23 protein-coding genes are annotated in these 22,804 nt (G+C 41.8%); 18 read left to right on the forward strand and 5 right to left on the reverse strand.

Going from position 1 to position 22,804, the window contains the following annotated elements:
• Positions 1-3: 3 nt before the first annotated feature.
• The 3 genes from MHH63_RS05345 (at position 4) to MHH63_RS05355 (ending at position 2,086) form a co-directional block, all read left to right on the forward strand.
• Complete coding sequence (locus MHH63_RS05345; RefSeq protein ID WP_341171294.1) at positions 4-759, forward strand: amino acid ABC transporter ATP-binding protein; 756 nt, start codon at positions 4-6, stop codon at positions 757-759.
• Positions 760-778: 19 nt separating this feature from the next.
• Positions 779-1,654, forward strand: a complete 876-nt coding sequence (locus MHH63_RS05350; RefSeq protein WP_341171295.1) for a cysteine ABC transporter substrate-binding protein — start codon at positions 779-781, stop codon at positions 1,652-1,654.
• A gap of 120 nt (positions 1,655-1,774) precedes the next feature.
• On the forward strand, positions 1,775-2,086 hold the full coding sequence (locus tag MHH63_RS05355; RefSeq protein ID WP_076194804.1) for a hypothetical protein: 312 nt from the start codon (positions 1,775-1,777) through the stop codon (positions 2,084-2,086).
• Between the two features lie 85 nt (positions 2,087-2,171).
• Here the strand turns inward: MHH63_RS05355 and MHH63_RS05360 are convergent, their stop codons facing one another.
• Positions 2,172-2,384, reverse strand: a complete 213-nt coding sequence (locus MHH63_RS05360) for a hypothetical protein (RefSeq protein WP_038572647.1) — start codon at positions 2,382-2,384, stop codon at positions 2,172-2,174.
• Positions 2,385-2,631: 247 nt separating this feature from the next.
• A complete protein-coding gene (locus MHH63_RS05365) occupies positions 2,632-4,077 on the reverse strand; it encodes a hypothetical protein (RefSeq protein WP_076218438.1) in 1,446 nt (481 codons plus the stop codon).
• A gap of 85 nt (positions 4,078-4,162) precedes the next feature.
• Between MHH63_RS05365 and MHH63_RS05370 the strand changes: the two genes are divergently transcribed.
• From MHH63_RS05370 to MHH63_RS05390, 5 genes are all read left to right on the forward strand, one after another.
• The gene (locus tag MHH63_RS05370; protein ID WP_076130264.1) at positions 4,163-4,774 is read left to right on the forward strand and encodes a DedA family protein; all 612 of its coding nucleotides are present in this window, start codon (positions 4,163-4,165) and stop codon (positions 4,772-4,774) included.
• Positions 4,775-4,934: 160 nt separating this feature from the next.
• On the forward strand, positions 4,935-5,288 hold the full coding sequence (locus tag MHH63_RS05375; RefSeq protein WP_076186911.1) for a VOC family protein: 354 nt from the start codon (positions 4,935-4,937) through the stop codon (positions 5,286-5,288).
• A gap of 202 nt (positions 5,289-5,490) precedes the next feature.
• On the forward strand, positions 5,491-7,659 hold the full coding sequence (locus tag MHH63_RS05380) for a serine hydrolase domain-containing protein (RefSeq protein WP_081387971.1): 2,169 nt from the start codon (positions 5,491-5,493) through the stop codon (positions 7,657-7,659).
• Positions 7,660-7,966: 307 nt separating this feature from the next.
• Positions 7,967-9,112: a hypothetical protein gene (locus MHH63_RS05385; protein WP_341171296.1), complete on the forward strand. Its 1,146-nt coding sequence runs from the start codon at positions 7,967-7,969 to the stop codon at positions 9,110-9,112.
• Between the two features lie 327 nt (positions 9,113-9,439).
• A complete protein-coding gene (locus MHH63_RS05390; RefSeq protein ID WP_217696514.1) occupies positions 9,440-9,790 on the forward strand; it encodes a DUF6678 family protein in 351 nt (116 codons plus the stop codon).
• Between the two features lie 103 nt (positions 9,791-9,893).
• Here MHH63_RS05390 and MHH63_RS05395 read toward each other — a convergent pair whose 3' ends face one another.
• From MHH63_RS05395 to MHH63_RS05405, 3 genes are all read right to left on the reverse strand, one after another.
• A complete protein-coding gene (locus MHH63_RS05395; RefSeq protein WP_340397052.1) occupies positions 9,894-10,100 on the reverse strand; it encodes a hypothetical protein in 207 nt (68 codons plus the stop codon).
• A gap of 257 nt (positions 10,101-10,357) precedes the next feature.
• Complete coding sequence (locus MHH63_RS05400; protein WP_076279218.1) at positions 10,358-10,765, reverse strand: VOC family protein; 408 nt, start codon at positions 10,763-10,765, stop codon at positions 10,358-10,360.
• Between the two features lie 80 nt (positions 10,766-10,845).
• Positions 10,846-11,706 carry a LysR family transcriptional regulator gene (locus MHH63_RS05405; RefSeq protein ID WP_339281268.1) on the reverse strand — a complete coding sequence of 287 codons (861 nt, stop codon included), beginning with the start codon at positions 11,704-11,706 and terminating at the stop codon, positions 10,846-10,848.
• 183 nt (positions 11,707-11,889) lie between these two features.
• On the opposite strand from MHH63_RS05405, the gene MHH63_RS05410 reads away from it, so the two are divergent.
• From MHH63_RS05410 to MHH63_RS05455, 10 genes are all read left to right on the forward strand, one after another.
• Positions 11,890-13,071 (forward strand): MFS transporter, encoded by a 1,182-nt coding sequence (locus MHH63_RS05410; RefSeq protein WP_339169129.1) that lies wholly within the window; start codon positions 11,890-11,892, stop codon positions 13,069-13,071.
• Positions 13,072-13,347: 276 nt separating this feature from the next.
• Positions 13,348-14,271 carry a helix-turn-helix transcriptional regulator gene (locus MHH63_RS05415; protein WP_341171297.1) on the forward strand — a complete coding sequence of 308 codons (924 nt, stop codon included), beginning with the start codon at positions 13,348-13,350 and terminating at the stop codon, positions 14,269-14,271.
• A gap of 249 nt (positions 14,272-14,520) precedes the next feature.
• Entirely contained in the window at positions 14,521-15,498 is a 978-nt protein-coding gene (locus MHH63_RS05420) for a phosphotransferase enzyme family protein (RefSeq protein WP_341171298.1), read from the forward strand.
• Positions 15,499-16,709: 1,211 nt separating this feature from the next.
• Positions 16,710-17,528, forward strand: coding sequence for a MerR family transcriptional regulator (locus MHH63_RS05425; protein WP_341171299.1), 819 nt, complete (start codon positions 16,710-16,712; stop codon positions 17,526-17,528).
• Positions 17,529-17,551: 23 nt separating this feature from the next.
• Complete coding sequence (locus tag MHH63_RS05430; protein ID WP_341171300.1) at positions 17,552-18,727, forward strand: MFS transporter; 1,176 nt, start codon at positions 17,552-17,554, stop codon at positions 18,725-18,727.
• Between the two features lie 516 nt (positions 18,728-19,243).
• Positions 19,244-20,098, forward strand: a complete 855-nt coding sequence (locus MHH63_RS05435; protein WP_339169122.1) for a hypothetical protein — start codon at positions 19,244-19,246, stop codon at positions 20,096-20,098.
• Between the two features lie 178 nt (positions 20,099-20,276).
• Positions 20,277-20,720, forward strand: a complete 444-nt coding sequence (locus MHH63_RS05440) for a GNAT family N-acetyltransferase (protein WP_076279211.1) — start codon at positions 20,277-20,279, stop codon at positions 20,718-20,720.
• Positions 20,721-20,815: 95 nt separating this feature from the next.
• A complete protein-coding gene (locus MHH63_RS05445) occupies positions 20,816-21,256 on the forward strand; it encodes a DUF6678 family protein (RefSeq protein WP_341171301.1) in 441 nt (146 codons plus the stop codon).
• A gap of 183 nt (positions 21,257-21,439) precedes the next feature.
• On the forward strand, positions 21,440-22,021 hold the full coding sequence (locus MHH63_RS05450; RefSeq protein ID WP_076184227.1) for a TetR/AcrR family transcriptional regulator: 582 nt from the start codon (positions 21,440-21,442) through the stop codon (positions 22,019-22,021).
• A 23-nt stretch (positions 22,022-22,044) separates the two neighbouring features.
• Positions 22,045-22,668, forward strand: a complete 624-nt coding sequence (locus MHH63_RS05455) for an HXXEE domain-containing protein (protein WP_076304651.1) — start codon at positions 22,045-22,047, stop codon at positions 22,666-22,668.
• The last annotated feature ends 136 nt before the right edge of the window (positions 22,669-22,804 follow it).

A 22,804-nucleotide genomic window follows, 5' to 3' on the forward strand; every position in this document is an offset into this window, starting at 1 on the left:
GTAATGGCAGATTCCGGAGAACTCCTGCTGGAGGTTACACAATTACACAAATATTTTGGAGAGCGAAAGGTTCTGGACGGCATTGAATTGCAGGTGGAAAAAGGAGAAGTAATCGTTATTCTCGGTCCCTCTGGCTGTGGAAAAAGTACGTTTTTGCGTTGTCTTAACGGTTTGGAACCGGTTCAGGAAGGGGCGATACAATATCGTGGGCAGAACCTCGCGGGGACTGCTGTAGATTGGCGTGAAGTTAGGCAGCATATCGGAATGGTCTTTCAAAATTATGAGTTATTCCCTCATATGACGGTTATGGATAACATTCTTCTAGGCCCTCTGAAAGTACAAAAGAGAGAGCTTAAAGAAGCAACGCAGCAAGCGGAACAGCTCTTAGAGCGGGTTGGGCTGCTTGAGCGTAAACTGGACTATCCACGCCAGCTTTCCGGTGGACAAAAGCAGAGAATAGCTATAGTAAGAGCTTTATGTATGAACCCGGAGATTATGTTATTTGATGAAGTAACGGCATCCTTGGATCCGGAAATGGTTCGGGAAGTGCTTGACGTCATCTTAGGGCTTGCTCAGCAAGGAATGACGATGATCATCGTGACTCATGAAATGGGGTTTGCCAAATCGGTTGGGGATCGGATCGTGTTTATGGATCAAGGCAAGATATGTGAGATCGCTGCCCCGCAACAATTTTTTACCCACCCTGCGACAGAACGTGCCCAGCATTTTCTGGATATATTTCAGTACGAAAAATTATAGAAATAGGAGAGGAAGAGAAATGAAGAAAAGTTTGAAATGGCTAACGATGCTGGTAGGTGTAAGTATATTATTGATGGGATTGGCTGCTTGCGGAAATAGTTCGGATAACAACGGAAACTCAGCATCTTCTAAATTCACTTCTATTGAACAGCTAAAGAAGAAAGGGAAGATTAAGATCGGCGTATTTGCAGACAAACCACCTTTTGGTTATGTGGACGCTGAGGGTAAAAACCAAGGATTTGATGTGTATATTGCCAAACGCTTTGCCAAGGATCTGCTAGGGGATGAATCGAAGGTTGAATTTGTGTTAGTTGATGCTGCCAGCCGCGTGGCTTATCTTGAATCGGGTAAGGTTGATATCATTATGGCTAACTTTACGGTCACCGAGGAAAGAAAAGAAAAAGTGGATTTTGCTAATCCGTACATGAAATTGTCCTTTGGGATCGTATCCCCAGAAAGTGCTCCAATCACTTCCATTGATCAATTAAAAGGGAACAAGCAAAAGCTCATTGTAGCTAAAGGTACGACAGCGGAAACCTATTTTACCAAAGAATATCCGGATATTGAATTGCTCAAATTCGATCAGTACACAGAGATTTTTGCAGCGCTTAAAGATGGTCGGGGGGCGGCAATCGCTAACGATAATACAGAACTCATTGCTTGGGCTAAATCAAATCCTGGATTTACGGTCAGCATTCCTGCTTTCGGGGGTCAGGATACAATAGCTCCAGCAGTGGCAAAGGGGAATAAGGAATTGCTGGACTGGATTAATACAGAACTTGATACCCTTGGTAAAGAACAATTTATCCATCAAGCCTACAAAGAAACCTTAAATGAAATTTACGGTGAAGGATATACTGATGAGCTTGTCGTTGAAGGCGGGAAAATCCAGTAACGGATTGGGAATAACATTGCGGGGGCATCTGAGAAGATGCCTTTTCTACAGATAGACTATTGCAATTTCTATAATGCCGAGTATAATACTGGGTATACACAGAATAAGGAGTCGGTGAAAATGTCTGTCGATGATTATCTGGATCTTCTAAACTACGCCAAAGCAATTAACGATGGACAGTGGCAAGCTGACATCATAGATCGTTTGAATAAGCTGAGTAAGAATTCTCATGCTGAGACAACAGAACAAAGTGTGAAAGAGCTGTGGATTCAATTCGACGATATAAATGCAATATTAATGGATTTATTTAATAAGCTGAGGGAAAGTGCGGATCCAGTAGAGCAGTACCGGTGGAAAGAGAAAGTCTGGGAGTTAAAGCAGGAACGGATTAATCTATCGAAGAAGATTCAGAGTAGATATATCAGGATATAATTTAAGCTCACATTGTAATAATAAATAGAAAATAAAAAAAGGCATGCAGTTAGTCTGCTCTGCCAAACTTACGATGGTCTATAGGCTACTTAGACATTTGCATTCCTTCGCGCATCATTGTCATACACATAGTCATCATTTCATCGCAGTCCTGCATTTTTTTCATCATCATATCCATGTTCATATCCATCATGCCCATTTCAGACATTTTTTCCATGCCCATCTTCATACAGTTCATCTTAGACATCATATCATCCATACACATGTTCATCATCATTTCCATACACATCTTGTCCATTTTTAATTCCTCCCTTCTTTTAAATTACCTTTCTTCCATAAAATACTATACAATTAAGGAACAATCAACGCTAGATTTGATATTTTACTAACTTATTTTTCTTATTTGTCGTAATTATGTATATCCTTACCATGCGGATGTTATTAATCAGAATACTTATTTGCGGATCGGTGACTATAGGCTAGATTGCCTCAGGTCAGCGTTTTTTTTTGCGTTCTACAGAGTGAGGAATTAATGAGCCGGATCATCACTCTGGGATAAACGAGAAGACACTGCCATAGGTCCCCGTAAATACGGGCTGACCGAATTTTTGTGTCCATTCCTTGAGTAGTTTATATGAGACCTTTTTGCTCGTAATTACATAATCGGGCTGATCGTAATTAACGATCTCGGGAAGGTATTCAGAGAATCCGTGCATCGAGCGTTCAAAAGCAGTCCAACCCAATACGCCAAGAGAATCTTTTGTCACGAAGGGATCTTGTCTGCCATCACATAATACATCTCCCCCTCGAAACATGACATAGCCGGATGAACCGTAGTGGGCGAGAACTTTGGGACGTGTACCTTCAGATGTATGCTGCAGAATATAGTCCATTTCATCTATAGGATATTTTTTGGCGTCAATAACTGGTGGTACAAGGAATAGATAAGCAATGTTTAGCAGCAGACCAACTGCCAGTAACCCGCGTAATGTACTTTGTCGGACTAGAATACCTGTTTTGGTGAACTCAGGAAGCGCATCAAAAAATACAGCCGCAAAATAGGGGATGAACAGCCACATAAACAGGTTTTGCTTGAAGTTTGATACACCGAGGTATAGAATCCCAAGCATAAGAAAAAAACGGAACGGTTTACGCTGGAGTGCAAAAGGAAGTGTGCAGGCAAAGAACAAAAGCAATAGTAAGATGGGCAAGTTCTCCAAGCTATTGAACCGAATCGGCTGCCATTCATTGATCAGCAGGTTAAAGTTTTTCTTCGTAACTGTCAAAATAAACAAGAGACTTTTTACGCCGCCTGGATTTAGAATGCCAACGAACCAGACGAGACTGAAGACTATGATTTTACGCCCATTCAGCGTTTTTTGGATCAAGGATTCAAGCAGAGCCATCCCTGTAAATACAGCAATTACAAGCCATACTCCTGCATGGAAATTGGCAATGGCAATAGAAAGGGCAATCATCGCAGCGGCATATTTCTTTTGAGAACTCATTTGATATTCACGTAAATATACGAAAAACCAGACAATCATAAACGAAGAGATCATCTGTGGACGGCCTTTGAAATAATTATAATAAATCCAGCAAGAAATTAGCAGCACAAAAGGGAGCAGGAGAACATGGTCTTCTTGGAGTCCCAGTTCTTTGCGTGAAACCTTGCCCAGCCGAAGCAATCCGAGCACTAAAAAGAACAAGCATACAGCGGTCAAAATATACACACCCGGCCATCCAAAAGCTGCATAAAGCGGGGCAACGAGCAGTTGGAATCCGAATTCATGAGGGACGTAGGGCAGCTTATCTCCGTAAAAAGTATGTATGGCATGATGTAGAACTTGTCCGTGCCCGATCATATATTGTCCTAGCTCTATATGCCAGAAGGTATCGGGATCATTGTAAGAAAATTTAGGGAACATCAGCAAGATAGCGGCTATAACGAATATGCCATACAAAAATTTGTGTATATTGAATTTCATCATTATTTTGTTTTCCCCCCGTTTTTTGTTCAATTATAACGAGACTTTCTTAAGGAATAGTAAAATTTATGAAGCGGAGTGAACACTCATGCATCAACTATTTACGTGGATATCTGAATCCGCGCTTCACCTTGTTAATTCTATGGGTATTTGGGGCATATGGTTAGGGATGATTCTAGAGAGTGCCTGTATCCCCATTCCCAGTGAAGTGATTATGCTCAGCGGTGGGTGGCTGATTGCGCAAGGCTCGCTTACTTTTATGGAAGTTGCTGTTGCTGGGATATTCGGAAACCTACTGGGTTCCATCATTGCCTACTATATTGGTAAGGCTGGTGGACGCCGGTTATTAGAAAAATACGGAAAATATATTCTCCTAAATGAGCATCATTTGGAGCAATCGGAGCGTTGGTTCGAGCGTTATGGAGAGAGTACCGTATTTTTTACTCGTATGTTGCCCTTTATTCGTACTTTTATCTCACTGCCCGCAGGGGTTGCTGGAATGAAAGCTTGGAGATTCATAACATTTACAGCACTCGGCTGTATCCCGTGGAACTTAGCTTTGATCTATCTGGGATACCGCTTAGGTGACAACTGGGGTATCGTGGAGCAATTTATTCGCCCAATCAGTTATACCATTTGCGGAATCGTGGTGCTTCTTGTGTTGAGGTGGTTAGTACGGAGATTTCGTAACCAGACTTAATGCCAGTTCTTCGGGTGTTTTCTGGTGTTTTCTGCTCGGTGAGCCTCCGCAGCTAAATATGGATAAATAAAGGTCAGGAACGTCGAGGCTAGAATTAACTGTTATATGTTGAATGCATTCTATATTCAAGGATAATCTACTTCTGTCTGGGAGGTTTGAAATGAAGGTCAAACGAATCGTCGCCAATATAAACACGAAGGATCTCACGGCAGCTAAATGCTTCTACGAGGATGTGCTCGGTCTTGATTTAATGATGGATCATGGTTGGATTAGAACTTATGGTTTAGACGAGGAGATGAGCATTCAGATTAGTTTTGCCTCACAGGGTGGCTCAGAAACGCCTACGCCTGATCTATCAATTGAAGTAGATGATGTCGATGCTACATTTGAAAGCATGAAGAAAGCTGGATTTCCGATAGAATATGGTCTTGTTGATGAGCCTTGGGGTGTTCGGCGATTCTATGTCCGCGATCCGTTTGGCAAACTTATCAACATCCTTGAGCATAGACATTAGAAGAGTGGTCACGGCGTGCAGAAATCTTGATTGTTAAACTATCGAATAGCGATAGCTAAATGATGACATAAGGCAGCCGGTCAGTGGATCAGCTGCCTTTATTCAACTAACGGGCAGTTTTGCGTAAATACTAATTTTTCATTAATATATAAATATACCAATTTAGTGTTATATCTACCAAAACTCCGGAAGGGGAGTTCAAATGATGGAAAGTCGATGGATAATGCTAGCTGTGCTATGTCTGCTTCTGCTGTTAACCTCCTGCGACGACAACAAAGCGACAGAGACGCAGAACATAGCAATAGGACTGAATACGACTGAGGTGATCGAGTCAAGTGCTGCTCCGATAACCGTGTCAACGATTGAAGTGGACTCGCCTTCTTACGAAGCTGGGCTCACCTACGAATTAACCATGAAAGCTGCAAATGAGAAAGCCGATCTCCTTACGAAAGGTTACGATACTAACAGTGTACAGTACGCCCTTATCGATCATGGCAACATTGTTGTATCTGGCCAATCCGGCAGAAATGATGAGCAGGGACAGAAGACGCTCACGAAAGACACGATGTATGGGATCGCCTCGACGAGTAAAATGTTTACCACGGTTGCCGTTATGCAGTTGGTCGATCAAGGGAAAATCGATCTTGATACGCCGGTTGTCCATTATATCCCCGAGTTTACGATGAAGGATGCACGCTATAAGCAGATTACAGCGCGCATGCTGCTGAATCATTCTTCCGGTCTGAACGGATCATCGGTGATGAACGCCGATTTATTCGAAGATAACGACACCTATGCCCACGACACACTGCTGAAGCAACTGTCCGAGCAGACCTTGAAAGCAGACCCGGGCGCTTATTCGGTTTACTGCAATGACGGATTTACGCTGGCCGAGATTTTGGTCGAGCAGGTCAGCGGAATGGACTTTACCTCTTATATCCATCGATATATTACAGAACCTCTGGGTATGGCTAATACGGTGACGCCGCTCGATTCTCCGGACACGGCGAAGATGGCGGGACTCTATTATCATAACTATATAGGACAACTTCCCAACCAGACGATTAACATGATAGGGACTGGAGGTATCTATTCCACGGCAGAGGATTTGGCTCGATTTTCAACGATTTTCACGGGGGAAGCGGAAGAAGTCTTATCAGGTAGATCGGTTGCGGCCATGGCGCAAAACGAGTACAAGATGCCTTTGTGGCCTGACGATGCGGACAACTCAATCGAATACGGTCTAGGCTGGGACAGCGTCAATCTGTATCCGTTCAGCGAATACGGAATAAAGGCATTGACCAAAGGCGGGGACGTCACTCTCTATCACGCGTCACTCGTTGTGCTTCCAGAGCAGGAGATGGCGGTAGCTGTTGTCTCTTCCGGTGGGAGCGGCACGTACGACCAGCTTTTGGCGAACGAAATCCTACTTCAGGCGCTGAAGGAGAAAGGTATAATTGCTGAAATCAAGCCTGAGAAGTCTTACGGCGTGCCGGTAAAGGCTGATATGCCAGAATCCATGCTGCAGTATTCGGGAATCTATGGTACGTATATAGGAACGTTTAACATCGATATTAACGAAGGCGGCGTCATGTCCATTACTTCGGAGCAGCCATCTGATAACCCGGTACAGATCTACGAGTATTCCGCAGACGGCACGTTTAAGAGTGCGGATGGGAAAGTGATGATCAGCTTTGTGACGAATAAGAATGGCCGCACTTACTTATGGATTCGTCAATACGTTTCGGTGCCAGCTCTTGGGCAGACGGCTCTGTCAGAGTACAACGCGGAAAAGCTCCAGCCTCAAGATCTTTCGACAAAGACAAAAAAAGCATGGATGCAGCGCGACGGCAAGAAGTATTATCTGCTGAATGGGAAGTATACGTCGATTTCTTATTTGACATCGGTAACCATCAACTTGAATGTGTCGAAACAGTTGCCTGGATACGTGTTTGATAAGCGAATAACCGGCCCGAATACGGCCATCTCCGAATTGCAAATACCGGGAATGAGCGGGCGAGATCTTTTAGGTCTTACGTTCTTTACACAAGACGGCGTTGAGTACCTAAAGATGGGTGAAATCCTCTTAGTGAACGAGGATGCCGTGAAGCCTTTTAACTTCACTAAGATGTCAACCGTTACAATTCTGCCTGACGGATACGCCCAATGGTATGCGATAAGCGAAAAGGACAGGGGGAAGATCGTTAAGGTGAGCATGTCCCCGAACACTTCCTTCGCTGTTTATAATGCCAGGGGAAAATGCATCTACTTCAGTGTCATCGGTGGCAAGGATCAGGTCGAACTGCCCGCGGGAGGATCTATTGTTTTCGCCGGAGATGCTGGTACGAAGTTCGAGATTACCACTCAGTAACTTCGCAGTAGGCATTTCATAACGAGTCAAGATATAGTCCTGCCTATATGAAAGTAGATTCCCTAAGAAAAGTTGGATAAACTAAAAAGATACATAAAAAGTGCCTTGATTCATTCTAATAGGAAACAATAGCTTAATCTAAAACGAAGGTAGCTGGCCTATATGAACGGCTACCTTTGTTGCGCTAAAGGACACATTTTCCCTTAATCTATGTAGAATTGAAGATGAGATAGCAGGAAATCTTGCATCAGCTAGGGAATACCAAATTATGGATTTATAAATGTACATGAAAGGTTGATCCTAGTTTATGAATGACCATAATCTCATCTTCGTAGCAAAAGCGAAAATGATGCTTGTATACCCTTTGCTGCTTGCCCTGATCGTTATACTTGTGGTCAGTAGCCTTACTGCCTGCGATAATTCTACCGCAGGCAAGACAGCAAGTAAATCTGCGCAGCCGACTATAGTGACACCTGTGGTAGCGCAAGCATCGGGCAGCATTTATCTGTACGGTGAAGCACACGGCGTAGCCAAGATATTGGACAAGGAATATAAATTGTGGTCTCAATACTACCATAACGAGGGCATGAGGCACTTATTCGTCGAGCTGCCTTATTTTACCGCCGAATACTTGAATCTATGGATGCAGTCGGACAATGATGATATTTTAGAGGAGATTTATGATGATTGGGAACGGACACGTAGTCACAACCCTGATGTCAAAGAGTTCTACAAAAAAATAAAGAGCGAGTGTCCGGAGACGATTTTCCACGGCACAGACATCGGGCATCAATATGAAACTACCGGGAGCCGCTATTTATCTTATCTTGTGGCAAACGATCTGGGAGAATCGCAGAAGTATACTTTAACAATGGAAGCGATCCGGCAAGGCCGTGTTTTTTACAGCAAAGAAGACGGCGTATATCGGGAAGACACGATGACGGAAAACTTTATTCGCGAATTTGAGAAGTTGGGCAATGAGAGCGTTATGGGCATTTACGGCTCAGCGCATACCGGGCTTGATGAAATGGACTATAAGACCCAATCCATCCCTTGTATGGGCAATCAATTACAGGAGCATTATGGCGATAACATTTATTCTGAGAACCTAAGTTGGATTGCTAAAGATATTGAGCCATCCAGAGTAGATTACATCTCCTTACAGGGCAAGGAATATGCAGCATCTTATTTTGGTAAGCAGGATTTGAACGGGTTCAAGGATTACGCCTATCGAGAATTTTGGCGATTGGAGGACGCCTATGAAGATATCAAAGACCTTCCACTGGTGGACAATTATCTTCCTTACGATAACTATCTGATGCCGATAGAAGTAGGCCAGGTATTTGTGGTCAACAGCACCAAAACAGACGGTTCAGTGCAAAGAGATTACTATCTGTCTAGCGGCCAAGTTGTGGAGGGTGTGAACTCAACACAACAATTCACAGCAGAGTGACGATCAGTAATATGATGATTATCTCAAGTACAACACGCTCGCTCGTGCATCGGGCGTTCATAAAAGCTAATTGGGAAAATTGTCACGTGCCGAAAATGAGTGCTCGGTTGATATAAGAGTGGCTCCAAAATTCACCGCTTCAACCAAAGTGGTGAACCGTAGGTATGGGTAAGTTTTTTACTGATTGCATTACGCTAACGGGACACGTTAGTTCAATAAACATGATAAGGCAGCCCGTCAGTCAATGCGATCAGCTGCCTTCATTCAACTAACGGGCAGTTTTGTACAAGAAAAAATGATGAACTGGAATAAACACGTGCAGTACTGATGGATGAAAAAGGTGAATATATGGATTCAAATGAACTAAAACCTTTAATGAACAACACAAAATGGGAAGAAATAAGACAAGCAATGCTCAACTATGCCTTTCCAACCAAATGGAGGATTAAAGACATTGATACTGGCTATATCAGCCTTTGGGATGGAGATTGGTATTACCATTTTTCAGATGGTGGTTACAAATTTATTGAGTGGTTAGAAATTCATGCTGAAGATGACTCGATAAATGCTGATTTAATTCAAATCTTGAAAAAAATACATGTTCCAGGTGAAGTAACTACCGACTCCATCATAATTTATGGATATAACAAAACTAATGAATTCATTGATTATATATAATACGCTTCACCTCAATGCTTCCAAACACAAAGTACAGTTTGACCATTAAATGTATATCTGTATATAAAAGAAAAAACACTCCTGACAATGGAGTGTTTTATTATTATTCAAATTTATTTGAAGTCCATGTAGCAATTCCATTCATTGGACATGCAACAACTAGCCAGTTATCAGATTCTACTCCCACCTGCCAACATTCATACTTCTCATGAAAACCAATAACAAATAGTATGCTACCTGATTCAAAGCTTATAATTAAATGTGGAGTGCTGTCTCCCAATTGTATATCTATAATCTTTTCACGTCTCACCTTTATGATCTGACTGTATTTTTCTTCCTCAGAAAAATCTGAAATTTGGCTTTCATTACTAGGGTATTGAGAGGGAACTGAATCAAATATAGTCCACTTTGATTCAATGTTCAGGTACAGTTGACCAGCTAAATCATCGAACTCGTTCAGCGAAGTCCCTATTTTCTTTATTCATTCCGTTCCCCAGCTCTTTTCATCCACGTATAAGCCCGAATCATTACACCATATCTTGGATTTGTTGGTGTTGGCTTTTCGCTTCAAATTTCGCGTTTTGGCATTTTGCTCTCATCCATGTACAGCAGATTCCAGCGGTGACCGTCCAGGTCGGCAAATCCTGCGCCGTACATCCAGCCGTCAGTTTCACTTGGCTTGCCAAAGATGTTTCCTCCGGCAGACTCTGCTTTTTGGATAAAAGCATCTACTTCTTCTCTGCTTTCAGCACCAATGGAGAAGATTACTTCAGCGCTATGGGAAGTATCTGCGGTTTTTGAACCAGTAAATTTCTCAAACGCCGCATCCGGGAACAGCAGAATTGTTGTTTGACCTATTACAAGCTTAGCTCTCTCGTTCCCAACACTCACCGCTTGGAATCCAAGCTCATTGAAAAAGGCAGTTGACCTCTCAACATCTTTGACTGGCAGGTTAATCCAAATCTCCTGTGACATGGCTGTAGCCTCCTAATATATTTTCATTCCTACTATACTCTACTTCTGGCAGCAGAAGCGATCTCTTTCGCAACTCACCTTTAATTGAAATACTCGATAGTTTTCTCAATAAATGACTTTGCCGATTTTGTCAGAAAACGGTCGGACCGATGAATGATCTCAAAGTGACGATATGGCGGATCGTCTGTAATTCGGATGCAGCGTAATGTTGGTTCATTCATTGCCTGGATCAAACGGTAAGGCAGCAATGTTCCTCCGACGTTGGCTTTCACCAAGCTAATAATGGAAGTTGCCGAACTGGTCTCCATGATCGTATTTAAGCTGAATCCATATTTACGGCAATAGCCATCAACCAATTCTCTGCCTGTAAATCCTTCGGGGAACATCACAGTTTGGATATTACACAGTTCCTGGATTACAATCGTGCTTCGTTCAGCCCAATCATGATTCTCAGAAACGACAAGTACATATTCTTCACTGCACAAGGGAATGCGTACAAGCCGATCATCTGGAGCAGAGGTGATCTCGATCCCGATGTCTACTTCATTATCCAGTACTTGATTCAAGACGTAGATCGATGAGATAAGCTTCAGCTGCACCTTGGGGAATCGCGTATGAAAATTCACGAGCAATGGGGTGAGCCGGTAGTCCAGATCGGAAGGGAGAACACCAATTACCAACCGACCTCGTTGATCATTGCGTAATTCAGCTAACGCATCCTGGGTATTCTGTAAATGCCGAATCATCTGTACACAGTGCTCCAAAAACAGATTTCCTGCTTGAGTCATCACAATCTTTTTGCCGACTCGGTCAAATAAGGGAACTCCGAGTTCATCCTCAAGTGCGCGTATTTGTTGACTCAACGTAGGCTGAGATATGCCAAGCTTCTCAGCTGCTCGTGTAAAATGAAGCTCCTCACACACAGCAATGAAGTTTTCCATCTGACGAATCTCCATATGAATGACCTCTAATCATTGGTTTTAGTAATCATTTTAATAGAAACTATAGTATTGTTCAATCATTGTAATGATTCTATACTTAATCGTGCACCTCCCAAAGATCTGTTATTAACAAATAGGATCATGGGAGAATGCATCGATACTACTACCATGAGGTGATTCATAATGAAACTTTTTTATATCGTCTTGGCGCTTATCCTGGCTTCACTGAATTTACGGCCACCCATTACATCCATTTCTCCTCTAATGAGCATCATTCAGAATGATCTGGGTATAAGCGGGATTACCGCCAGTTTGTTAACCACACTTCCGGTATTATGCATGGGCATATTTGCTCCGTTCTCCGTACGATTAAGCAGAAGGTGGGGAAATGAAGGCGCAATTGTTCTGGCTTTAATCCTCATTGGGTTAGGTACGGGATTACGATGGTTTGTTGGTACAACTCCTTTAATGATGTTCACTTCTTTTCTTTCCGGTGTGGGGATTGCATTGGCAGGGCCGCTGTTGTCCAGCTTCATTAAGCAGTACTTCCCTGATCGAGTGGCATCCATGGTGGGTATTTACTCTACAGCGATGGTGATGGGGGCCAGCATTAGTGTGGGACTATCGGTCCCGCTACAGCATACGCTGGGTGCTTCGTGGAGAGGCTCGTTGGCTGTATGGGCATTACTGGCAGCTATTGCATTGCCGATCTGGTTGAGACTAGCCAGGGCTGCTCGCACAGATCGCCAATCCGGTAAAATCTCGAGTGTACTTAATGCACCACTTCCGGTGAACAATAGACGTGCCTGGGTGCTGACATTATTCTTCGGGCTGATGGCAGCGATCTTCTATTCGTTGACCGCTTGGCTTGCGCCAGCAATCCAAAGCCAGGGGTATAGCCAAGAGACTGCCGGCAAAATCCAAACTTTATTTACATTGATATCGCTGCCCTCTACTTTGTTTATTCCGATGCTTGTACATCGTTACCAAAGACGTGTATTCTGGCTTGTCGGGTGTGCTTTATTGGAGTTGATGGGTGTCCTGATGCTGAACCTATCCGTTAGCCCCTGGCTCGCGGCGATTCCACTCGGTATTGGAGCGGGTGGGCTGTTCCCGATTGCACTGATGTTGCCCATTGATGAAACAAGTAATGCTCAAGAAGCTAGTAGCTGGTCCGCAATGACCCAATCTGGTGGCTACATTCTCGGAGCGCTCGGGCCGCTAGCGATTGGCTGGCTCCACGATGCAACAGGCAGCTTCGTTCAAGCATTCTATGGTTTGGCTGTAATCATCGTGCTTCAGATTATCGTTCAAATGGCTATAGGAAATAAAAAAAGTTCTCCATCCATTTCTCGTGTCCATTAAAGATTCCGTGTGATAGCTTCATGTTGATCAATTAGTGAAGTTGTGCTTGCATGGACCTATGAACGTACGTGGTGTAATTCAACTAGCGGGCAGGATAATGGAAATGAACTGTAGAAAAAACCTATAAATGAAAGTGACAAAAGTGGAGAATTCTACCGACAGTTGAATAAAGCGCCTATGAAAATTCAACCACCGCTTGATAGGATTGCGTTTGAGGAAATGCTATGCTGTTTTCGACAGTGCGCACTGTACATTTTGTTTTATTGGAGGTATACAATGCTCGACTTGCGTAAAATTGGAGCTTATATTTCGAAGCTTCGCAAAGACCAGGATTTGACCCAATTGGAACTTGCCGATCAACTGAATGTAAGTCATCAAGCGGTATCGAAATGGGAACGGGGCGACTCGCTACCGGATATCGGAACGCTTCCGCAGTTTGCGAGGTTATTCGGCAAAACGGTAGACGACATTTTAAATGCAGGAGACAACTCAGAAAATCGGGAGCACCAGCACCTAGGAACGATCGTTGAGGAGATCGCAGAGAACAGGCCGGACCAAGTTGCAGAGATGGTCAATACCGGTGAGATGAAGGTGGAAGAGCTTGTAGAAGTAGCACCGTTTGTAAAAGCAAGCGCTCTGCATAAGGTTACAGAACGATTAGACAGCAGCGTCCTTAAGTTAGACGTGATCATGCGGCTGGCTCCGTTCCTTGGAACAGCTACATTGGATGAACTGGTTCGTCAGGCAGAAGAGGGCGAAATTGTGTGGAATGCCATTACTGGACTCGCTCCGTTCGTCAGCAGCGACACATTAAGCCGACTGGTAGATAAATCGATTGACGGTTCCTTAGAAGTGCACAATCTTGTTGGAATTGCCCCGTTTCTTGAAAGAGAACATGTAGATCGGTTGGTTCAACAAGCAGAAGAGGGTAGCTTGAGCTGGCATTTCGTTCAAGGGCTGGCACCCTTTATTAGCAGAGAAACGTTAAGCCGCTTGGTAGACCGGGTTGCAGATGGCACTATTGATGCGAACCGGATCATAAGCCTCGCACCTTTTCTGGACAGTGAAAATCTCGAGAAGTTAATTAGTGGAGTCGAAGCTGAACATCTTAGCCCAGATCTGCTGGCAAGCCTTGCTCCTTTCGTCGATCAAGGGACATTGAGTAGAATGGTGACAAACTTATTAAATAAAGTAAAGTAGACTCGTATATCGGAGATTGGTGATGCATAGGCAATGGCGTTAAGCTAACTGGAAACGCTAGTTCAATAAACACGATAAAGGCAGCCCTTCAGTAAATGTGATCGGCTGCCTTTATTCAACTAACGGGCAAGTTACCTTAATAAACTAAGTGGTGGATAAAATATAAATATAAGAGTTCTCTCCCGAACTATTAGAAAAAGTCATGGTACGATGTCCTTATTCGGTTGTTTCAGGGGGAGTGAGGAGAACATGTTAAATACTCATGATGTTGCAATAGAAGCATTAACTTGTTATTCAATTACTTATCAATCAATAGCTCATATTGGTCAAAATGCAAACACTATCTATAAAGTGACAGATAAAGAAAGTAACTGCTATAGTTTGCGCTTACATCTATCAAAAAATGATTCGATGGAAAGTATTTGGTCTGAGGAAAAAGTCATTCATTCAGAAATGATTTGGCTGGAATCATTAATAAATGATACTGATCTGGTGTTACCGTCACCTATAAAAAATAACATTGGTGAATATGTTACTAAGATAGCTGACATGAACTGTACATTGGTAAAATGGGTAGAGGGTGAGCAAAAACAATTTGTTCCAACAGTCAATGATGCCGAGTACGTAGGCGAATTGATCGGAAAGCTTCATAAACAATCATCTATTTGGAAGGTTCCGCAATCATTTACTAGACCATCCTTTGATAATACTAGAATTTCACAATCATTAGAAAAGCTCAAACAGCTTGCTGACGGTGGTGAGCTCAATAAAAATGATGTGGAAATTCTGCAATTGGCCGGTGAGCGTGCAATTTTAATGATGAACGATATAGAAAGAACACCTGGCAACTGGGGGATAATTCACGCAGACTTAATTCCAAGTAATTATGTGTTTCATAAACAAGAAGCTAGAGCCATTGATTTTGGAGCTTGCGGGTTCGGATATTATTTATTCGATTTAGGTTGGGCACTTTCTTATATCCACCCAGCGTTCAGAAGCCAGTTGCTAGAATCATACGCCAAACAATTCGACCTGCCTCATAACTATGTTCAACAGTTAGAAGGCTTCTTTGTAGCTGCCCAACTCGAAACAATGAATTTTTGGCTTGGGTTGCCTGAATCTAATGAGTGGTTACCCAGTCATATTAGTAAATTAGCAAGTCGGGAATTTAAGTTATATGTAAATAAAGAAAAATTTCTTTTTAGTGGGACTCCTTACTGGGAGTAGTTTGTTCCACTAACGGGAAACGTTAGCTCAAGAATTACGATCAGCCAGCTGCGTGATCAGCTGCCCTTTGCGCGATCTTGATCGTATCGGACCGTAGTGCAGCTATTTCAGCATATGGGTTCATATTGCGAAGATTTCGGACTGTATAGCTCTTATTGCCCTTGATTTGCGTAGAAAAGAAGTACATTTGAGGGGATAGCTGCAACTGAGTCCGATAGTTTGGCAAAACGAGCTGAATTGTGGAAATAAGAGCAACTGAGTCCGAACAGTTGGTGAAAAGAACGCCGCCTGCCAAATTGCTCCTAAATGTGCTACCCAGTGTTTAAACTAGCCGCCTATACACCGTGCGCGGAATTAGCTACCTATAGCTCAACCTAGCTGCACCGTGCGCGGAATTAGCTACCTATAGCTCAACCTAGCTGCACCGTGCGCGGAATTAGCTACCTATAGCCCAACCTAGCTACACCGTGCGCGGAATTAGCTACCTATAGCCCAACCTAGCTACACCGTGCGCAGAATTTGTTACCTGTTGCTCAAACTAGCCGCCTATGTCTCGAAACTAGCTGCCTTTTGCTCGATCTTGATCGTATCGGACCGTATTGCAGCTATTTCAGCATATGGGTACATATTGCGAAGGTTTCGGACTGTATAGCTCTTATTGCCCTTGATTTGCGCAGAAAAGAAGTACATTTGAGGGAATAGCTGCAACTGAGTCCGATAGTGTGGCAAAACGAGCTGAATTGTGGAAATAAGAGCAACTGAGTCCGAACAGTTGGTGAAAAGAACGCCGCCTGCCAAATTTGCTCCTAAACGTGCTACCCAGTGCTTAAACTAGCCGTCTATAGCTCAAGCTATCTACACCGTGCGCGGAATTAGCTACCTATAGCTCAACCTAGCTGCACCGTGCGCAGAATTAGCTAACTACAGCTCAAGCTATCTACACCGTGCGCGGAATTAGCTACCTATAGCCCAACCTAGCTACTCCGTGCGATAATTGAAGGATGGGCAAAGGTGAAAACGTTTATTGGCTTATAACGCACCAATTAAACCTTGGAAAGAAGCTTAATATAAATAAGAAGGCAGCCGATCAACACGATCAGCTGCTTTTGTTCATCTAAGAGTCATTTCTCAAATAAATAAAAGCATCCCTTGACTTTCCCCTACACGGGAAACTGTATACTCACCTTATGTTATAGATTGGAGATGATATTTTGTTCAAAATCAGTGCATTTTCTAGGCTAAGCAAGGTATCCTTAAAAACACTGCGTTATTACGACCAGATTGGCATACTAAGGCCGAAAAAAGTGGATCAGGATACGTGCTACCGTTACTATTCCGCAGATCAGCTCCTTGAGCTCAACCGAATTTTAATCTATAAGGAATTGGGTTTTACATTGCCTCAAATTAAACAGCTGCTTCAGGAAAATATTTCATTAGAAAATATTCAAGGCATGTTTAAGCTGAAAAGAAGCGAAATCCAGCATATCATCGATACGGAACAAGCTAAACTCGTCAGGATTGAGGAACGTATGCAGCTTATAGAAAAAGAGGGGCAATTCGAAACGGGTCAAGAAATCAGAGTCAAAGCAGAGGGTGCTCAATTGTTTCTTTATCAGAAAGCATGCGGGAAAGAAGAGGACATTCCGGATTTGCTTAGTCAATTTGATCAGTTTATAACGACGGAAAATCGTCAATTCATTCAAGGTCCTCAAGTTGTTTTGTGGAAAGAAGTCGAAGGAAAAGAGGATGAGTTTGAGTTTGAAGTCGGGTATTTTTTAACCTGTGAGCTGCGATCATTTCCAGAACCGTTTCAGCTACGGACTCTTCCTCCTGAACCGATGATGGCCACAATGGCTTTTCATTCAAATACTAATTTTGATTGTGCGGCCTGTGTTCATTTAGCTAAATGGATTGAGAAAAACAACTATCAGATCAAGGAGAACGAACCGGGCAGGGAGTTGTATTTACCGTTATCTCCAGAACGAGATGCACAATTCATAGAAATACAAATTCCCATTATAAATAGATAACTGAAGAAGTGGAGTGGGTGAAATTGAAAAATAAACAGATCATTTATATTCTGGCACTGGCTGTTTTTCTGATTGGAACCATTGAATATATTATTACAGGAGTTATTGAGATGATCGCTGTGGACTTGGGAGTATCTACTTCTGAAGTTGGATTATTGGTGACAGTGTTTGCCCTCTCTGCAGCCATTGTCGCTCCGGTTTTGATTGCATTAACGATCAATGCAGACCGCAAGAAACTACTAATGACCACCCTAGGTGTGTTTATTGCCAGCAACGGACTTATGTTTGTAGATCTTGCTTATGAAACAGTACTATGGATACGTATTATCCAAGGGGCTAGCGGAGGAATCGCTACCGTTGTAGCCATGGCAATAGCGACCCGACTCGTTGAAAAAGAAAAAAGGGGCAATGCCATCGGTATCATTTTGATGGGGCTTAGCAGTTCGCTAGTGCTTGGTGTTCCTGTGGGAACATTTTTTAGTGAGCTGTTTGGATGGAGAGTGCTATTTGTTTTAATCGGATTATTAAGTATTTTTCCATTACTTATCATCTATAAAAAGGTTCCGGCAATCAAAGAAGAGGAAAAGGTTACCCTCAGAATGCAGCTCTCTATTTTAAAAAATCCAACCATTCTGATGGCCTTGGTTATTACGTTATTTTATGTCGGCGGCTATTCTACACTGTTTACTTATATTACGCCTTTCTTGCAAGCCACGTCCTCTCTTTCCATGACCGAAATTAGCGGTGTTCTGTTCCTGGCGGGCATTTGCAGCTTTGTCGGATCAAAGCTGGGCGGACAACTGGCAGATGCAAAGGGATCGAAATTCACCATTTGTCTCGGGCTCCTGTTACAAGGGACGACACTGCTTTTATTTGCTCTAGCCGGAGTCAATCTGTTGGTTTTAATCTTGGTTTTAATGATTTTTATGTTAGCAACGTGGAGTATTTCCCCGGCCCAGCAACTATATCTGGTTACTCTGGCGCCTCGAAATCCGGACATTGCTCTTAGTGTAAATACTTCGTTCATCCAATTTGGCTTTGCACTGGGATCTGGATTAGGCGGGTTAGTCATCAGTCGTACATCTGTCCTATATTTGAATTGGCTGGGTTTTGCCGCCGTATGCATAGCTTTACTTCTTGCCCTCTTACTATTTAAAAAAATGAGCAGTAGGACTAAAACTACTATGGTTATTAAATAAGAAATGGATTGGAAAACGACAAAGAGAACCTTTTCGCTGATTTTTGGTTTGACTGCGATAACCTCGAAGAATTTATTTTTGAAGTCGAATCACATGTCGATTCATTACCTTAACTTTACGCTAACGTGAAACGATAACTCAATAACGACACACAGGCAGTCGGTCAATGGATCGGCTGCCTATGTTCAACTGGAGGGCAGGATTGTTTAGAAAGTCCCTGATTGTATTTACCTATGCTTACTGTTAATCTAAACAATAGAGATGCTAACAAAGGAGCATAAACCTTATCATGTGGAATACTCTGTAAAGATTAACAATTTGAAAGGATGCCTGAAATAGTGATTACACTATTTTATTAGGTGTGCTTTTCTTTAATCTTACAGGGTATGCAGGGAAAGGTGTATCATATACCCATCCTGCGGATACCTGATGGTATCCGCTTTTATTTGTGGGAAACCGCATCTCTATTGATTCCTACCTGTTTATCCTTCTACTAGCGAGTGGAGGAACTTTATTATGCGATCGAAATTAGTCTTGATTGAGGGAATGCCAGGATCTGGTAAAACAACAACTGCTCAGCTCGTTCATGAAATTCTTACGGAAGTGAACATTACATCCCAGCTATTTTTAGAAGGTAATTTGGAACATCCTGCTGATTATGATGGAGTCGCTTTCTTTAAGAAAACTGAATGGGATGAATTATTGAATACCCATAAAAAGTTTAAAGATTTGTTGAGTAATCTAATGATTCAACAAGATAACGATTACTTCCTAGAATATCGGAAAATAAAAAGTGAAGTCTGGTCAAGTTTTCCAGATGAATTGCATCGCGCAGTTTTTAAACATGATATTTATGAATTGCCGCTAGATCAAAATAGGAAACTGATAACAGAACGATGGACGAAGTTTGCGGATCGTGTTTTGTATGGCGCAGACACCTTTGTTTTTGATTGTTGTTTTATACAAAACCCTGTAACTATAGGCATGATTAAACATGGTGCGAAGAAGGAAGACGTTATAAGTTATGTTATTGAACTGGCAACAATTGTAGAGCGGCTGAATCCATTGTTGATATACGTACAGCAGAATGATCTTGATCATTCTTTCAGAAAGGCTGTAAAGGAAAGACCTCAGGAATGGTCAGAGGGATTTATTGAATATTACACGAACCAGGGGTATGGAAAAACACAAAATTATAAAGGGTTAGATGGAACACTGCAGGTTCTTAAAGCAAGAAGGGAACTAGAAGAAGAGATTTTTACCAGATTAAACATTACCAAGATAAAAGTTGATAACTCTTCTTATAATAAAAACGATTATAAGCAAGTTTTAGAGGGCATTTTATCAGAATATTATAAATCAACAAACTAATGAGAGATTGGATTCTAGGGATTGCAGGCTGAAAAAGAGGCAATCTATAAAGCTTACGGGAAACGATAGCTGAGGAGCATTGCCATGGCAATGCTCCTTTTTTATTTGTTGAAGTAACGGGCAGGATTGCTTCATCCACTGTCGAATCCTTTGCTTGAATATTTCTATAAAGGAGGGGATGGAAATTAAGATACGAGAAGTTGTAGCAAATGATTATGCTGAAGTTGTTTTTTTATGGAATGATGTACTTGGTGTTCGCAATGTTAATATTGAAAATTTTCGAGTTACTATGGAAAACATGAATAAGGCTGGAAATTATAAAACATTCGTTGCATTATTTGAAAATGAAGTGGTTGGTTTTGTCACTATAGTTCAGGCGTTATCCGTAGGGTCTTCGAATGGTTATTTACATATTCAAGGGCTTGCCGTTAAAAAGGAATTACAGCATAGTGGGATAGGTACAGAACTACTAAGACACACTGAGAATTATGCTAAAGAAATGGGAATATCAAGTATTATTTTATGTAGCGGATTTAAGCGAACCGACGCCCATGCTTTCTATGTGCATAATGGCTATGACAAAGATTCATACTGCTTTGATAAGATTATTAAACTTGACTAATTTTGAATTAATTTACCGGGAAACGTTAACTCAATAATGACACACAGGCAGGTCAGCGTGGGATTTATGTTGTTTATTCAGGAGGATTTTTGATTGTGGGTTATGAACAGGATTTTAAAAAAAGGGTACATGAAGTTATTAAACAGAAACAATTATGTTCAGTTATGAATGACACTAAGTGGGGAAACTTACAAAGTGATGTACTAAATAAACTACCTTTTACCCCTCCATATCAAGCTAAGTATGTCTTAGACGATATACCTTATCCAGAGAACTTCGAAAACGACGTCTGGTATTTAGGGGATTGGATAGAAGGACTTTCACCTTTTTTTTCTGTAGAATGGATACGGGTTAGACAAAGGTATCAGAAGCACAAGGGGAATCTGCTTCCTCCTGAATTAATTGACATAAGTAAAGAATTTCTTTCGATTTTACATGAATTAAGAATTCCGTATAGAGAAGAAAATAATACATTTTTCATTTATGGATATATATCAAATACAGACACACTTTTCAAAGGTAATCAATTAAGCTAACAGGAAACATTAATTTAATAAAAACATGTAAGCAGCCGCTCAAACAACCGGCTGCTTTTTCATTTAAACTTGGTTTGATTTCGGATAAATAAAAGTTGCAAAAAGGAAAAAGATTGCTATACTAAATTTAAACGTTATTTTAAATGTCATTTAAATTAAAGGGGATATACTTGGAGGTTGCGTATGGAGACAGACAAAAAGTTGGAAACAAAAGAGAAGATTATGCGTGCCACACTGGAGTTGACTAAACAAGAAGGCTTTGAAAGGATTACTATAAAAAAAATTGCAGAAGCCTCAAGCACGAATGTCGCTCTAGTTAACTATTACTTTGGGTCCAAAGAAAATTTGTTTAGCGAGTCCATCAAATTGATATTGAACAGCTTTCAGCATACCTTTGCCATACTTGACGATTTCTCTATATCCTCACGAGATAGATTGAGGCAATTTTTACTGGATTATTTGCAAGTGATCCTTCAATATCCCGAATTGCTCTCCAGAATCATCCTGATGGGCAAGACCGTTTTCTCCTCCCAGCATGAATATGGATCATTTTTGAATCTATTGGGGTTTCCTAAGATACAAAATACTTTAAGAGAGTTAACCGATGAACAGCAACCAGAGCACCTGATGACCATGACGATGCAGATTTTTGGAGCGCTTTTTCTACCGGCACTTATGAGTCCTATTCTAGAAACAGGAGCTTCCGTGAAGATTGCACCTATAGAGGAACAGATTGACCTGCTCTTTGCAAGATACTTTCATTAATAAACTCAGATTGAGGTGATTAAATGAATTTTTTAAGAAAATATTGGCAGGATATAGGACTATTCATTGGCATTGTTATATGCATGTATCTTCTAATGAATTGGCAAACAATACCGCGGATAAACAGCATATTATGGTTAAGCTTTGTGGCGATCCTTCTTCATCAATTTGAGGAATACCGCTGGCCAGGGTACTTTCCAGGCATATTCAATATAGCCCTTTTTAAAAGTGAATCCCCTGACAACTATCCATTAAATAAACAGTCGGCAATGATTATTAATGTGGTCATCGCCTATGTGTTCTACTTGCTCCCTGTATTCTTCCCGTCAGTAGTATGGCTGGGGATGGCACCTGTTTTAATGGGCTTTTTCCAAATCATTTTCCATGGAGTCGTCATTAATATAAGAGCAAAAAGCATGTATAGTCCAGGATTAGTCTCCGCAATTTTTGTACATTTGCCGGTGGGGATCTGGTACATCAACTACTTATATGAGCATCATTTAATAACCCTCTCAGACTGGATTTGGAGCGCAATTTATTTTGCCATAGCTGTTTATATTTTAATAGTGAAAGGAAATACATGGATGAAAAACAAAAACTCCATTCACAAATTTTCGCAAAAGCAATTATGGTCTTTTCATAAGTAGCTCCTCATAACCCACCAGAAGGTTCAGTTGGCCTTTAACTAAACACAGTACATTAATCCTCTCGTTACTGGAGGTTGATACACTGTGTTTTTTTCTGCGGATTTCTTCGTTTGCTTCGCGCTATAGAAAATGTTGA

Source organism: Paenibacillus sp. FSL H3-0310, assembly GCF_038002785.1.
Lineage (GTDB): Bacteria > Bacillota > Bacilli > Paenibacillales > Paenibacillaceae > Paenibacillus_AQ > Paenibacillus_AQ odorifer.